Raw genomic sequence first — 13,660 nt, forward strand, 5'->3', positions numbered from 1 at the left:
ATCATGGAATTTTTTGCCATTCTAATCGCTTGGGCAGCGGTGCAATTTTGGGGTAGCGGCGGCGTTATCCAAGAAGATAATTGGTTTGTGCGCTACCGGGAAATGACCGCAGGAATTGGCAGTACTACCCTGCGTTTGTTATTGCTGGTTGCCCTGCCCGTACTCGGTGTATTTGCCGTGTTGTGGCTGTTAGCGCCGATATTGTTTGGCCTGCCGGTGTTTTTACTCAGTGTCGCTTTATTGCTTTACAGTTTGGGTCGCGGCGACTTTCAAATCTTGCTTAAGCTTTATCTTAACAGTTGGCAGCGTGCAGATTTAGAGGGTGCCTACCAGCACGGTCTCGGTTTTAGCGCAGAGCTGTGCGAAACCGGCGCCGGAAATGCACTTCAGCTGCATTTAAGTGTTCGTAAGGCGGTGTTTTACCAAGGCTTTGAGCGCTGGTTTGCGGTGGTGTTTTGGTTTGTGGTGGCCGGCCCAGCAGCGGCCTTGGCGTATCGCTTATTGTTTTTATTGGCCAATGACGATCAGTTAAAGCAGGAGGATCGCGATCGTTCAGCCATCGCCCTGTTTTATCTAGAATGGCTGCCGGTGCGCATGTTGGGCTTCGCGTTTGCCATAGTCGGTAATTTCGATACCTGCATCAAAGCATGGCGCGAACATTTTAATAGCGAATTGCCATCTGCCGATATATTAGACGACGTCGGCATGAAGGCCTTGCCCGTCTATTTACCTGATGGGCAGGTAGACGGTGAACAATTTGTAAAATTGGCGGCCGAGGAGTTACTGGCAGTGCAGCATTTATTGTCCCGTAGTTTATTGGTGTGGGTGTGCGCGGTGGCAGTGCTGCAATTGATATAAGTGCGTCATTTTTTAAAGAATATTTGAAGGGGCCTGCTTTGCGAATTGGTGTTGATCTTGGCGGCACAAAAATTGAAGGAATTTTGCTGGCCGAGAGCGGCGAGCAAATCGCGCGTGAGCGTATTGCCACACCTGCTCATAGCTACGAGGCGGTGGTTGAGGCCATCGCTGGTTTGGTAGAGGGTTTGCAGGCTAAAGCCGGTGGTGGCGCCACGGTGGGCTTAGGTGGCCCCGGCGCGGTGTCGGCGGTGACGGGTTTAATTAAAAATAGTAATACCTTGGCTATTAGTGGTCGTGCGCTTCCCGAGGATTTGGCTAAGCGGCTGGGCTGCCAAGTTCGTTTTAGCAACGACGCCAATTGTTTTGCCTTATCGGAGGCGGTAGACGGTGCCGGTGCAGATTACCCGACGGTGTTTGGCGTGATTATCGGCACCGGCACCGGTGGTGGTGTCGTTATTGATAAAAAAGTGCTCACCGGTGTAAACGGTATTGGCGGCGAGTGGGGCCACAACCCCATGCCTGGCGCGACTGAAGAACGGACTTGTTACTGTGGACGAATAAACTGCATTGAAACTTATTTGTGCGGCGCTGGCTTGGCGACGACATACCTTGAGGCGGGTGGCGAAGCGATCAAGGCGCCAGAGATAGCGGCGCGAGCTGCGGCGGGAGAAGCTTTGGCTGAAACCGTATTAGATACCTATTGCCGGCAGTTGGCGCGGGCATTGGCAGGGGTTATTAATCTACTAGACCCGGCTGCGATTGTGCTGGGCGGCGGTGTGTCTAATATCGATATTATTTATGAAATAGTCCCCCAGTATTGGGCGGACTATGTGTTTAGCGACAGCTGCGTAACAGCCTTAGTGAAAGCTAAGTATGGCGACAGCAGTGGTGTTCGCGGTGCGGCGTGGTTGTGGTGAGCGGCCCTGTTTGAGTGGAAACAGGGCCATCGGTTTTATCGTTTATCAGCCTGCACCCACAGTACTTCTTGACCGCCATTGCGGCGTGCTAGCAACCTTGCCATTACAAACAAAAAGTCTGATAAGCGGTTTAAATATTGGCGGCCGGTCGCATTTACTTCATCGGTTTTGTTGAGTGCAACTAAGCTGCGTTCAGCGCGGCGACATACTGATCTGGCCATATGGCATAAAGCGGCGGGTTTGCTACCACCGGGAAGAATAAAGTTTTTAAGTGGCGGTAGGTCTTCGTTTAGTTCATCTAAGCTATTTTCTAATTCGCCAATGCGTTCGGCACTGATCATGATATAACCCGGCACTGCGAGTTCGCCGCCAAGATCAAATAAATCATGTTGAATGCGCGCGAGCAGCGGCGTATAGGCGTCGTCAGAAGGCAGTTCGGCCATGAGTAAACCGACAACGGAATTGAGTTCATCGACGTTGCCAATGCTCTCCATGCGATGGTGATCCTTATCGATACGCGAGCCATCGCCGAGTCCCGTGGTGCCGTCATCGCCGGTGCGAGTATAAATCTTCGATAATCGATGTCCCATATTTCCCTCAGTTGCAGCCGGTCTAGTAGAATAAGCGGTTTACTATACGTCAGATCACTTCAGGGTGGCAGTATTGGCGGCTATGTATGGGGAGTATTGCGGTGCTGGAACTGTATCTTGGTGGTGCGCGGTCAGGTAAAAGTCGCCTAGCGGAGCAGCGTATTTGCACTGCTGCAAGCGACGTTCAACGCATATACATCGCGACGGCCACTGCCGGTGACGAAGAAATGACGGCGCGGATTGCCCATCATCAACACCAGCGCCGCGATGATGGCTGGCAAACCGTGGAAGCGCCGGAAGAACTCGCAGCGGCAATTCGCAATAGCGCGACCGCGAATACCGCAATTTTGGTAGATTGCCTAACACTGTGGTTAAGTAATTGGCTGATGAAAGACGATTTGCCATGTTGGCACACGGTGCGTGCTGAGTTTTACCAAGTTTTACAGCGCGCCGAAGGTCATATTGTTTTAGTAAGTAATGAGGTGGGGCAGGGAATTGTGCCACTGGGAACATTAAGTCGGCAGTTTGTTGACGAATCGGGACGCTTGCATCAGGACCTCGCTGCCATGGCAGATCGGGTCGTGCTGGTAACGGCGGGTTTAGAGCAAGTTCTGAAAGGGTAACGGTATGTCACATTGGTATGAGGAGTCGGCGCCAGAAGCTGACGAAGAATTCCGCGCGGCTGCGCAGGCGCGACAGGCTAGTTTGACTAAGCCGCTGGGTGCTTTGGGTAGGTTAGAAGATGTTGCTATTCAATTGTCTGCGGTGCAGCGCACCTTAGAGCCCCACGTCGATAAAGCATTAATTGCGGTGTTTGCGGGCGACCACGGTGTGACTACCGAGGATGTATCTGCCTACCCGCAGTCGGTGACATCTGAAATGGTGCGCAACTTCGCCAATGGCGGCGCGGCGATTAGCGTTTTGGCCAAGGCGATGGGTGTCGATTTTAAAGTGATTAATGTAGGCACTGTGTACGCACTGGAAGACTTGCCCAATGTTTTTGATATGCGCGTGAGTGCTGGCACTCAGAATATGTGCGTGACCGAAGCCATGACCATGGAGCAGTGCGAAGAAGCCATGGCCGTAGGAAGAGATATTATTGACCAAGCCGGTGACATTGACGTGTTTATCGGTGGTGAGATGGGTATAGGTAATAGCACCTCGGCAGCGGCATTGGCTGTGGCACATACACGCCTATCTGCAACGGCGATGGTCGGGCGGGGCACGGGTATTAGTGACCAGATGCTGGCGAAAAAATCAGCGGTAGTTACCCGCGCTATGTCGCGGCATCTGCCCCATATGAAAAATGGTATGGAAGTCATACGTCGCATTGGTGGGTACGAAATTAATGCCTTGGTGGGCGCCTATATTCGCGCGGCACAGAAGGGCGTAGCGGTATTGGTAGACGGTTATATTTGCACGGCGGCAGCCATGTCAGCGGTAAGAATAAACCCCTCAATTCGGCCGTGGTTATTTTTCTCCCACTGCTCGGCAGAGCCTGGTCACAGCCGTTTGCTTAATAAAATGGAAGCAGAGCCATTATTGCAATTGGATATGCGCTTGGGCGAGGGCAGTGGTGCCGCACTGGCACTGCCGATTATGCAGGCGGCCTGCCGATTGCAAAAAGAAATGGCGAGCTTTGAACAAGCTGGCGTAAGTCGTGGAAGTAATTAAAGCAGGGCTTTCGCTATGGCTAAAGTGACCACAACTCATATCGATTTATTGCGCCACGGCGCCTGCGAGGGTGGTGAGATCTTTCGTGGCAGTACCGATGTGGCGCTTAGTGAGCTTGGTTGGCAGCAAATGCGCGACAAGGTCGCGACTATGGGTGACGGTGGCTGGGACAATATTGTCAGCTCACCGCTGCAGCGCTGTCAGCGTTTTGCAGAAATGCTGGCAGCGGAGCGCAAAACGCCCCTAGCAGTGCGTGAAGATCTACGAGAGATGCACTTTGGTGAGTGGGAAGGTTTAGCCCACGATGTTGCGCGTCAACGCTTTCCTCAGGAGTGGGCGGATTTTTGGGAATCCCCCGCTGAAGCTAGTCCGCCAAACGGCGAAGCGATGCCGGATTTCTGCCAGCGCATCACCACTGAATTAGACACGGTTGCTGACGAGCATAAAGGCCAGTCGGTATTACTGGTAGTGCACGGCGCGGTGATCCGCGTGATGATCTGTCATTGGCTGGGCATGCCAATGGGAGCGATGACCCGCTTGGGCGTGCCCTATGCAGGGCTCACGCGCTTTACGGTATATCACCAAGATGGCAAGGCGCCGTGGGTGCAGTTAGCAAGCCATTACTAGTTTAAAAAAATTGGTTACTGGTTCTCTAGGCTACCCGAAGCATGGAAGATTTCGGGCGCTGAAATTGCGCGGCTGCCAACAATAAACCACTTGCCGTCACGGCGTTCGAATTGATATTCCGCGTGGTGAACCTGACTTTCACCCGCCGAGAATTTCCCGAAGCTGCTTTTATATTGCAGATACGCGACGTTGAACGGCTCTAGCCTGCGCAGACTGACTACTGTATCGAAATCTTCTGGAAAGCGCATTCTGACGTCGACGGTTGCCATACCGGTGGTTTCGCCACTCTCGATGGTTCTCACCGTTATGTCTTCTACGGTGAAAATCGGTGGCGAGGCTAAGCTTTCAAGATTGTCACGCAGCAAATTTTTAACCAGATAGTCGGTGAACGGAATTGGTTTGCTGCTACAGGATATGAGAAAAATACAGGCCGCAAAAATTACTAACTTTTTCATATGACGACGGTGTCTCCGTGACTTTTTAGTGACAAAACTAACACTGAAATCTATTTGTAACACCGTGAAGTTATCATTCTGTTACTTTTTGATGACAGCACGAGTGAGTTTTCCGTGAAGCGACGACATTTCCTCCGCGCAATGACCACGGCGTCTATTGCGGTGCCAATATTGACAGCCTGTGGCGGTAACAGCAATTCCGGTTCGAGGTCGTCTCCGCCGAATCCGCCGGTTTCAGACCTTAAAATTTCATTTGTTCATGGTGTCGCTAGTGGTGATCCGTTGGATGACCGCATCATCTTGTGGACACGGGTGACACCCGAGGACGAGACAGTCAGAGCAATTAATGTCTTATGCGAGGTAGCAGAAGATCCAGAGTTTAATAGCATTGTATTGGCCGAAGTCTTTACCACTAACGTCGAGCGAGATTACACGGTTAAATTTGATGCGGCTGGTTTATTGTCAGAGCAGCATTACTGGTATCGCTTCTCTGTGGGTGAACAGCTGTCGCCGGTGGGCCGTGCGCAGACGCTACCTATGCCGGGTCAGTATGCCGAACGCTTGCGTTATGCAGTATGTTCTTGCAGTAGCTACCCACACGGCTATTTCTCGGTTTACCGAATGATCGCCAACCGCACAGATCTAGACTTTGTGCTGCATTTGGGTGACTACATTTATGAGTATGGCGATAGCCAATATGGCGACAATGCCCAGCGCTTGCTCGATCCGCCGCACGAAATTTTAGTACTAGACGATTATCGCCGCCGTTATGCACATTATCGTAAAGATCTCGATCTGCAGGCGGTACATCAAATCCATCCTTTTATAACCGTGTGGGATGACCATGAGTCTGCTAACGACTCCTACAAAGACGGTGCAGAAAATCATAATGAGGGCGAGGGAGAGTGGAGTGAGCGCAAAGCGCAAGCGATACAAGCTTACTTCGAGTGGATGCCAATTCGCCCGCCGACTGAGAGTGAAGACAGTATTTACCGCGCCTTTCGCTATGGTGATTTAGCTGATTTTATGATGCTGGATACGCGCTTAGAGGGGCGGGCTAAACAGTTGGATAATCCGGTAGATCCCGCTCGTGGTGATGCCCGCGACTTGCTCGGCCAAACTCAAAAGGAGTGGTTTAAAAATAAGCTGGCAACGGCCCAAGGTCAGTGGAAGTTTGTTGGTCAGCAGGTGATGTTTGCCCAATTGCAATTGCTAGAGATTCAACGTTTGTTACCGGGTGTGCCGACCAATGAGTTTAGCCCGCTAGTGGCGATTAATATGGATCAGTGGGATGGTTATCCAGTCGAGCGTGAAGAAATACTCGATTTTGTCGACGAAAACAGCATTAAGAATATGGTTGTACTAACTGGTGATATTCACACTAGTTGGGCCAGCGAATTATATAAAAGCAGCGCAGTAGTCACCGGTGGTGTATTTGAAGAGCCGCTGGGTGTTGAATTTGTTGCCCCTAGCGTGACGTCACCGGGCTTTCCAGATGGTGCGGCTGAGTTAGTGTCTGCGGTATTGCCGGTGGTGAATCCGCATATGAAGTACACAGATTTAAAAAATCACGGGTTTATACTTATAGATGTCAATCATCAACGCGTCCAAGCTGAATTTTACTACGCCGCGAGTATTGATTCGGCAGAGCAGTCGGGGGTGGAATCCACCAAGGTAAAAACACTGGCTGTAAATAGCGGAAGTAGCAGGATTATTGAAGATACTCCGGTGTCTTATCCTAAAGTGTGATCGTCTCTGTAGATTTTAGAGTCATTCTAACGGTATTTTCGTGTTGCGAAAGAATGTGAGAGAAATGTGATGAAATATATTAATAGCTCAATTCTCCTTGTTGTCATGATGAGCTTGGCGGCCTGCGGTGGTTCGTCTTCTAAAGGCTCTTCTTCAAATAATGCTGGGCCAGTGGGTGGCGATATTGTCGATGAAACCCCCTCAGGTGGGACGCCCACAGATGAAACTCCAGACGGTGAAACTCCCACGGGTGAAACGCCTGACGGCGGAACTCCAGTAGGGGAAACCCCAGGCGGTGAGACTCCAGACGAAGTCACTGAGCCGGTTGCGGTAAGAATGATCTTGATCGGCGACGGCGGCAGCGGTAGCGCTGGTGCGTATGCAGTGGGTGAGGCCGTTGCTAAAGTCTGTGCCGCAAAAGGGTGTGATCTAGTCTTAGGGCTTGGCGACAATATTTATGAGTCTGGCGTTAGCTCTGAACTTGATCCGCAATTTGAAGAAAAGTTTGAATTACCATTTGCGCCTATCGACCTGCCCTTCTATATGGTTTTAGGTAACCACGACAATAGTGGTTTCTTCGGCGGTGACGGTGCAAACAACTCGAATGGCGACTATCAGGTTGACTACCATTACCGCGATGCCTTGCACCCAGATCAGCCTCGTCAAACCCAGCGTTGGAATATGCCAGCCCGTTACTATCGCGTAGCCAAGGGCGGCGACGCGGCGGCACCTTTGATCGAACTATTTGCGGTGGATTCCAATCAAGTCGCTGGTGGATTCCCGGACAGTGACGAAAATTTTTCTTATAACTCTTATGGCTTGGCGCAGGCTCAATGGCTGAAAGATGCCATGGCAAATAGCAAAGCGAAATGGAAAATCGCCTTCGCCCATCATCCTTATGTTTCAAATGGCTCCCACGGTAATGCCGGTAATTACGATGGCGTGCCGGGCTTTGTGGCGCCGGTGTTGGCGGGCAGTCGCTATAAAGCATTTTTGGAAGAAACGATTTGTGATAAAGCTGATTTCTTTTTTGCCGGCCATGACCATGATCTGCAATGGCTAATGCCGGTAGCGTCATGTGGTAAAACGGGATTTGTGGTTTCTGGTGCAGCGAGTAAAACCCGCAGTTTGGAAAATCGTGACGACAATGCGGTGTACTACGAAAAAGGCGATAGCTACGGCTTTGTTTGGGTAGAGATCAAGGGCGACAAAATGCTTGGCGAAGTCTACCAAGTCGACCCCGATGATGCTGCGCTAGGCCTGGGTTCATTTAGTGCGCCACAACCGGCATTTCGTCGAGAACAAACGCAGATGGCTGCTGTTGGTTTACCCGAGTCGGATGGCTTCACAAACCCTTTAGAGGGTGAGTCGAATTTCGATGTGACCGATCAAGAGGGAAACCTCGATCCGGTACAAACCCAATTCGCAGCCGGTTTTGCGACTTTGGCAGGCGCCATTCCAGAAGAGAATTTGGCCGGTGTGGTCGCTGCAGTGGGTGAGTCTGGCAATGCCCTATTGGAAGTCGTGGATTCACTGTTAAGCGGATTGCAAGGCGCAGCCACCGAACAAAACCCCGAATTGGTGCTGGCCGGTGGCGAGCGCGCCAGTCAGGCCTTGTTATACGCGTTGCAGAATTTGCAGAGCGCAATACCAGCACCTAGTGCAGAGGGTCTGCCTGCGCCCTTCGATCAACTTGCGGCGGCAATGGAGCAATTTACTGGTGAGGCGGGTAACGGAGATGATGTTACGAGTGCTGATCTTCGTAGCCTTACCGATCCGCTCAATAATTTAGCAGCCAATATTCAGGGCATTGTCGACAGTATTGAGGAAGAAGGTGGCAGCGTGCCGGTGGCTGGCGGCGCTCTGAGTTTACTGTCTGAACTGCTGTTTGATGTGACCCGCGTTATCGATGCGGTGGGTAATGTTAGTAGTAGCGAATTAGGGCAGGTGCTGGTATCGACGACTGATGATTTGCTTTCTAATTTATTGTTGAAAGTTGTACCTATCGAGGAGTTCGCACCGGCAGAAGTCAGCAGTGCGATCGGGCTTGGCCCAGACTTTATAAGCAGTGGCCTGCTTCTTGTGGTGCGCGAAGTGACCTACACCCTTGATACTACGGTGTTGCAATCATTGCTACAGGGCTTGGGTGGGCTGCCACTGCCTGGCTTAGGTGGGTTGTTTGATGGCTTGTCTGGACTTGGTGGGTAATTCTTAGCTAGCCGAAGTCTTACTTGTAAGGCTTCGGTGATGAAAGAATTTAGTAGAGCATTTTGTACTTAGATTAATTCGTTCAGTTTTTGACCGGCCAGTAGCGAGACTAAATTAGCAAACAGTATCGTGCTGTTTTCTTTGCTCTGACCTTTTTGTGCAGCGTCAACGCGGCTTGCTAACAACAGAAGTTTACCGAGCTGCGCACTTTTTAAACGCCGTAAAGTACTTTTATAAAGTGCTTTGCGTTTATCCCACACGCGGGCGTTATCTAATACGCGATCTATACCGCCGCCTTGCTCTAATTGCTGGGCGCATTGGTATAGGTTGCGAATTTCTCGGGTAACTGCGCCAAGCATGGCGATGTCTTCGCCGCCCTCTGCCAGTAAGCTGTTTAACATTTGCAGGGCATTGCCTGCGTTGCCGGTTAATGCGGTGTCAATTAGTTTGAACACATCATAACGCGCGCTGCTGGCAACGGCATTGGCTACCACATCGGCGGTAATAGTTTGATCGCCCGCGAGAATTTTAAGTTTAGAAATTTCTTGGTCGGCGGCAAGTAGGTTCCCTTCAACGCGATCGGCAAGTAATTGCACGGCGTCGCTGTCGGCGCTTAAGCCAATATTGCGCATGCGCTGCATAATCCAATTGTTTAGATGTTGACGGTCTATTGGCCACACTTGAATAACAGCGCCTGCGCCGTCTATCGCTTTTACCCACTTGCTGTTCATGCTGCGGCTGTCGAGTTTGCCGCAGCTCACTAAGAGAATATTACTGCCGTCAGCATGTTGCAGATATTCCTGTAATGCGGCGGAGCTTTTTTGATCCATCTTGCTGTCGCCAAGTCGTAATTCAATGAGCTTGCGCTCGCCGAATAATGACATGGACTGGCCTGCATCTAGCAGCTGGCCCCAGTCAAAGCTACGGTCAACATTGAGCACTTCGCGTTCACTAATACCTTGTGTCCGGCAATGCTGGCGGATGTTGTCGCAGCATTCTTGGGTAATGAGCAGCTCTTCGCCACAGACCAAATATGCTGGTAACAATTGCTTGCTTAAATGACCGGCGAGTTGCTCTGAGCGCACCCGCATTAGGGCGCTTCTTGAATTTGATGTGACCAGAATTCGACTTGGCGGGCGAGACGAATACTCAGTTGTTCACGCATTTCAGCGCGAACAATGGTCGATTCGGTTTCTTCACCAACGGGATTGTCAGGGTCGTTTACGATTAGGCGACGTTGCTGAATGGTATGCGGTCCGCGCAGGTTTTTGCCGTCGGGGCTTTGCAGCTCGATGCTGGCAGATTCAAATAGCGCATATTCGGCATCGCGAGCTTCACGATCCAAGGCGACACTGCGTTTGTCTTCATCCAGTAATTTTACGATAACAATGAGTTTGGCATTTTTGCGACTCTTGCTAACGATAACATCGTTAATCGCAAATTGGCGTTTTAAGGAGAGGCTCAGCTCTTGGCTGGCACGGTCACTAACAACATAAATTGGCTGCAAGGACGCGTCAATACTGGTGTCGCCGCGCAGGGCGAAACCACAGCCTGCAAGTATCAAGCAGGCTGTTGCGATGAGTGTGTTAGCAGCTAGTTTAGTTAGCAACGATATTCACCAGTTTTTTAGGAACTAAAATTTCTTTGCGTATCGTGACGTCGGCAAGAAAGCGTTGCACGTTTTCGTTGTCCCGTGCCATCTGCTTAATGCTTTCTGCGTCGGCGTCGGCGGCCACTTGAATGGTTGCTCGCAGTTTACCATTGACCTGTACAGCCATTTCAATGGTGCTGCGAACCAAGGCGCTTTCATCGGTTTGTGGCCACGGTGCGTCAATGACGGCGTCGCTGTGGCCAAGGTTGATCCAAAGCTGGTGGCTAATATGCGGCACGATGGGCGCCAGTAAGCGCACGCTAGCTTCTATGGCTTCACGCTCAACGGCTAGGCACTGCTCACTCTGGCGTTGGAAGCGGCTAATATCGTTAACCAATTCCATCACCGCCGCGATGGCGGTGTTGAATGTGAGCCGGCGGCCATAATCGTCGCTGACTTTGGCGATGGTTTCGTGGGTTTTGCGACGCAAATCTTGTTGCGGGCCAGTTAAGTTCTCTGGCGTTAGCGCTGGTGCTGCTCCGGCTTCAAGATGCGTTGCTGCTAATTTCCACAGCCGCTTTAAAAAGCGGTGCGAGCCTTCTACGGCGCTGTCAGACCACTCTAAACTTTGTTCTGGCGGCGCAGCAAACATAATGAACAATCGCACAGTGTCTGCGCCATATTGTTCAATTAATGACTGCGGGTCGACGGTATTGCCCTTGGACTTGGACATCTTGCTGCCGTCTTTTAATACCATGCCTTGGCAGAGCAACTGCTGAAACGGTTCGTCAGAATCCAGCAGGCCTTCATCACGCATTAATTTGTGAAAGAAGCGCGCGTATAAAAGATGAAGAATCGCGTGCTCAATACCGCCCACATATTGGTCTACCGGCAACCAGTAATTGGCGCGGTCAGGGTCGAGCATGCCGTCTTCAAAGTCTGGGCAGGTAAAACGCGCGTAGTACCAGCTCGATTCCATAAAGGTATCGAAGGTGTCGGTTTCACGCTCCACAGCCACGCCGTCGAGCTCGTCTTTACGCCATTCAGTATCCGCTTTAATGGGTGACTGCACGCCATCCATTTCTACATCTTCCGGCAGTAGGATTGGAAGTTTGTGGGCAGGAACGGCAATCTCGCCGCCATCAGGTAGATTGAAAATAGGGATCGGCGCGCCCCAGTAACGCTGGCGAGAAACACCCCAGTCACGAAGACGATAGTTGGTGGTGACCTTGCCTTTACCTTGGGCGACTAACTCGTCGGATATAGCTTTGAAAGCCGCGTCAAAGTTTAAACCGTCAAATGCGGCGGAATTTATCAATACGCCTTTGTCGATGAAGGCACCGTCGTCTAAATTTACAGTGTCGCCATTTTCAGGGGCGATAACTTGATTGATCGCTAGATCATATTTTTTAGCAAACTCGTAGTCGCGTTGGTCGTGGGCGGGCACAGCCATTACGGCGCCGGTGCCGTAATCCATTAATACGTAATTGGCGATCCACACTTGCACTGGTTCGCCAGTAATGGGGTGACGGGCATTAATGCCGGTGGCCATGCCTTTCTTTTCCATAGTCGCCATATCGGCTTCGGCCACGGAGCTGTTGCGGCATCCGTCGATAAACTCAGCGAGTTCTGCATGAGTTTTTGCTAACTCCAGGCTGATAGGGTGTTCTGCCGCCAAGCTGACATAAGTGACGCCCATGAGCGTGTCGGGACGGGTGGTGTAAACCTCAAAATTGTTCATGCCAGCAATGGGGGTGTCTAAATCAAAGCGCATTTGTACGCCCTGTGAGCGACCAATCCAGTTGCGCTGCATGGTCTTAACTTGCTCAGGCCAGCCGTCTAGCTGGTCTAAATCGTTGAGCAGTTGATCGGCATAGCTAGTGATCTTAATAAACCACTGGGGAATTTCTTTGCGCTGAACTTGGGTGTCGCAGCGCCAGCAGCAGCCATCGATAACCTGTTCATTGGCGAGTACGGTTTCATCGACGGGGCACCAGTTCACCGCCGAGGTTTTTTTATAGACCATGCCTTTTTCGTATAAACGGGTGAAGAACCATTGCTCCCAGCGATAATAATCTGGCTTGCAGGTAGCGAATTCGCGATTCCAGTCGTAGGCAAAACCTAATTGCTTAAGCTGATCGCGCATATAGGCGATATTTTCAACCGTCCACTTTGCCGGTGCCGTTTTGTTTTTAACGGCGGCATTTTCTGCAGGTAAACCAAACGCATCCCACCCCATAGGCTGTAAGACGTTTTTACCTAACATGCGCTGATAGCGCGAGATCACATCGGCGATGCTGTAGTTGCGAACATGCCCCATATGTAATTTACCGCTGGGGTAGGGGAACATCGCCAAGCAATAGTATTTTTCGCGGTTGGCGTCTTCGACGGCGGCGAAACTGTTTTGATCCTGCCAAAATTGTTGGGCGCAGGTTTCGATGTCGCGGGGAGTGTATTGTTGGTCCATTGGCGGTGTCAGGTCTCTGTACAGCGGCGAATAATTTAAGGGCGCCTATTCTAGCAGCTAAGCGGCCTGTGAATAAGGGTCTATTTTCGCGCTTTCAGTGCGAGGTGTGGGGGGATGGTAAGAGCCAACCTTCGCGTGGGGCAGGGCTCTTTAGTATCTCGTCATACCCGACTCCGATCGGGTATCCAGGTGAGCGGGTAGCGAATGCTTTTAAGCATCTGTCGTCAGACGTCCGGCATGGTATTTGATCCCGCTTTTGAACTCACCGAGCATCGCAGAAATTCAATGGGATGCTTTCAGCGAGGACTGTCTGACCCCGAATGCCACAGGCATTGCTCAATTTTGGCGTTTAACTGATAGCAACTTTTTCGTCCTCCTGGACGACTTACTTTCTTTTTGCTTGGCCCAAAAAGAAAGTAAGCAAAGAAAAAGGGCTCCCTACATCACCGTCGATGGCAAAAAACGCCATCGATGCCTTGCGCGCTTCACAAGTAACGGCGCGGGAAAAACTCGCCTGCGGCTCA

12 protein-coding genes are annotated in these 13,660 nt (G+C 51.2%); 7 read left to right on the forward strand and 5 right to left on the reverse strand.

What is annotated here, in order from left to right; genetic code table 11:
* Positions 1–3 precede the first annotated feature (3 nt).
* Together ampE and GVJ32_RS05445 are read left to right on the forward strand one after the other, a co-directional pair.
* Positions 4–858 carry a regulatory signaling modulator protein AmpE gene (ampE, locus tag GVJ32_RS05440; RefSeq protein WP_159239039.1) on the forward strand — a complete coding sequence of 285 codons (855 nt, stop codon included), beginning with the start codon at positions 4–6 and terminating at the stop codon, positions 856–858.
* Positions 828–1,775 carry an ROK family protein gene (locus GVJ32_RS05445; RefSeq protein WP_235035051.1) on the forward strand — a complete coding sequence of 316 codons (948 nt, stop codon included), beginning with the start codon at positions 828–830 and terminating at the stop codon, positions 1,773–1,775. The genes ampE and GVJ32_RS05445 overlap by 31 nt, the downstream gene beginning before the upstream one ends.
* Before the next feature lie 35 nt (positions 1,776–1,810).
* Here GVJ32_RS05445 and GVJ32_RS05450 read toward each other — a convergent pair whose 3' ends face one another.
* Positions 1,811–2,365, reverse strand: a complete 555-nt coding sequence (locus GVJ32_RS05450) for a cob(I)yrinic acid a,c-diamide adenosyltransferase (protein ID WP_159239040.1) — start codon at positions 2,363–2,365, stop codon at positions 1,811–1,813.
* Positions 2,366–2,466: 101 nt separating this feature from the next.
* Between GVJ32_RS05450 and cobU the strand changes: the two genes are divergently transcribed.
* From cobU to GVJ32_RS05465, 3 genes are read left to right on the forward strand one after another with little or no spacing between them, the layout of a single operon-like run.
* Entirely contained in the window at positions 2,467–2,988 is a 522-nt protein-coding gene (cobU, locus tag GVJ32_RS05455; RefSeq protein WP_200841343.1) for a bifunctional adenosylcobinamide kinase/adenosylcobinamide-phosphate guanylyltransferase, read from the forward strand.
* A 4-nt stretch (positions 2,989–2,992) separates the two neighbouring features.
* Positions 2,993–4,039, forward strand: coding sequence for a nicotinate-nucleotide--dimethylbenzimidazole phosphoribosyltransferase (gene cobT / locus GVJ32_RS05460; protein ID WP_159239042.1), 1,047 nt, complete (start codon positions 2,993–2,995; stop codon positions 4,037–4,039).
* Between the two features lie 15 nt (positions 4,040–4,054).
* Positions 4,055–4,666: a histidine phosphatase family protein gene (locus GVJ32_RS05465; protein WP_159239043.1), complete on the forward strand. Its 612-nt coding sequence runs from the start codon at positions 4,055–4,057 to the stop codon at positions 4,664–4,666.
* Positions 4,667–4,680: 14 nt separating this feature from the next.
* On the opposite strand, the gene GVJ32_RS05470 is transcribed toward GVJ32_RS05465, so the two are convergent.
* Positions 4,681–5,121: a hypothetical protein gene (locus GVJ32_RS05470; RefSeq protein ID WP_159239044.1), complete on the reverse strand. Its 441-nt coding sequence runs from the start codon at positions 5,119–5,121 to the stop codon at positions 4,681–4,683.
* A gap of 114 nt (positions 5,122–5,235) precedes the next feature.
* Between GVJ32_RS05470 and GVJ32_RS05475 the strand changes: the two genes are divergently transcribed.
* Complete coding sequence (locus GVJ32_RS05475) at positions 5,236–6,870, forward strand: alkaline phosphatase D family protein (RefSeq protein ID WP_235035053.1); 1,635 nt, start codon at positions 5,236–5,238, stop codon at positions 6,868–6,870.
* Positions 6,871–6,939: 69 nt separating this feature from the next.
* Positions 6,940–9,078: a metallophosphoesterase gene (locus tag GVJ32_RS05480; protein ID WP_159239045.1), complete on the forward strand. Its 2,139-nt coding sequence runs from the start codon at positions 6,940–6,942 to the stop codon at positions 9,076–9,078.
* Positions 9,079–9,146: 68 nt separating this feature from the next.
* Here the strand turns inward: GVJ32_RS05480 and holA are convergent, their stop codons facing one another.
* Genes holA through leuS form a run of 3 tightly spaced genes read right to left on the reverse strand, consistent with a single transcriptional unit; the run spans position 9,147 to position 13,136 of the window.
* Complete coding sequence (holA, locus tag GVJ32_RS05485; protein WP_159239046.1) at positions 9,147–10,169, reverse strand: DNA polymerase III subunit delta; 1,023 nt, start codon at positions 10,167–10,169, stop codon at positions 9,147–9,149.
* Entirely contained in the window at positions 10,169–10,687 is a 519-nt protein-coding gene (gene lptE, locus GVJ32_RS05490) for an LPS assembly lipoprotein LptE (protein WP_159239047.1), read from the reverse strand. The genes holA and lptE overlap by 1 nt, the downstream gene beginning before the upstream one ends.
* On the reverse strand, positions 10,677–13,136 hold the full coding sequence (gene leuS / locus GVJ32_RS05495; RefSeq protein WP_159239048.1) for a leucine--tRNA ligase: 2,460 nt from the start codon (positions 13,134–13,136) through the stop codon (positions 10,677–10,679). Before leuS ends, lptE begins: the two co-directional genes overlap by 11 nt.
* Between the last annotated feature and the right edge of the window lie 524 nt (positions 13,137–13,660).

Source organism: Zhongshania aliphaticivorans, from assembly GCF_902705855.1.
Taxonomy (GTDB): Bacteria; Pseudomonadota; Gammaproteobacteria; order Pseudomonadales; family Spongiibacteraceae; genus Spongiibacter; species Spongiibacter aliphaticivorans_B.

Bases quoted from the DNA above. Each gene is read 5' to 3' on its own strand.
- GVJ32_RS05470 (WP_159239044.1), bottom strand. From the start codon at position 5,121: ATGAAAAAGTTAGTAATTTTTGCGGCCTGTATTTTTCTCATATCCTGT.
- GVJ32_RS05480 (WP_159239045.1), top strand. From the start codon at position 6,940: ATGAAATATATTAATAGCTCAATTCTCCTTGTTGTCATGATGAGCTTG.
- holA (WP_159239046.1), bottom strand. From the start codon at position 10,169: ATGCGGGTGCGCTCAGAGCAACTCGCCGGTCATTTAAGCAAGCAATTG.
- ampE (WP_159239039.1), top strand. From the start codon at position 4: ATGGAATTTTTTGCCATTCTAATCGCTTGGGCAGCGGTGCAATTTTGG.
- GVJ32_RS05465 (WP_159239043.1), top strand. From the start codon at position 4,055: ATGGCTAAAGTGACCACAACTCATATCGATTTATTGCGCCACGGCGCC.
- cobT (WP_159239042.1), top strand. From the start codon at position 2,993: ATGTCACATTGGTATGAGGAGTCGGCGCCAGAAGCTGACGAAGAATTC.
- leuS (WP_159239048.1), bottom strand. From the start codon at position 13,136: ATGGACCAACAATACACTCCCCGCGACATCGAAACCTGCGCCCAACAA.
- GVJ32_RS05450 (WP_159239040.1), bottom strand. From the start codon at position 2,365: ATGGGACATCGATTATCGAAGATTTATACTCGCACCGGCGATGACGGC.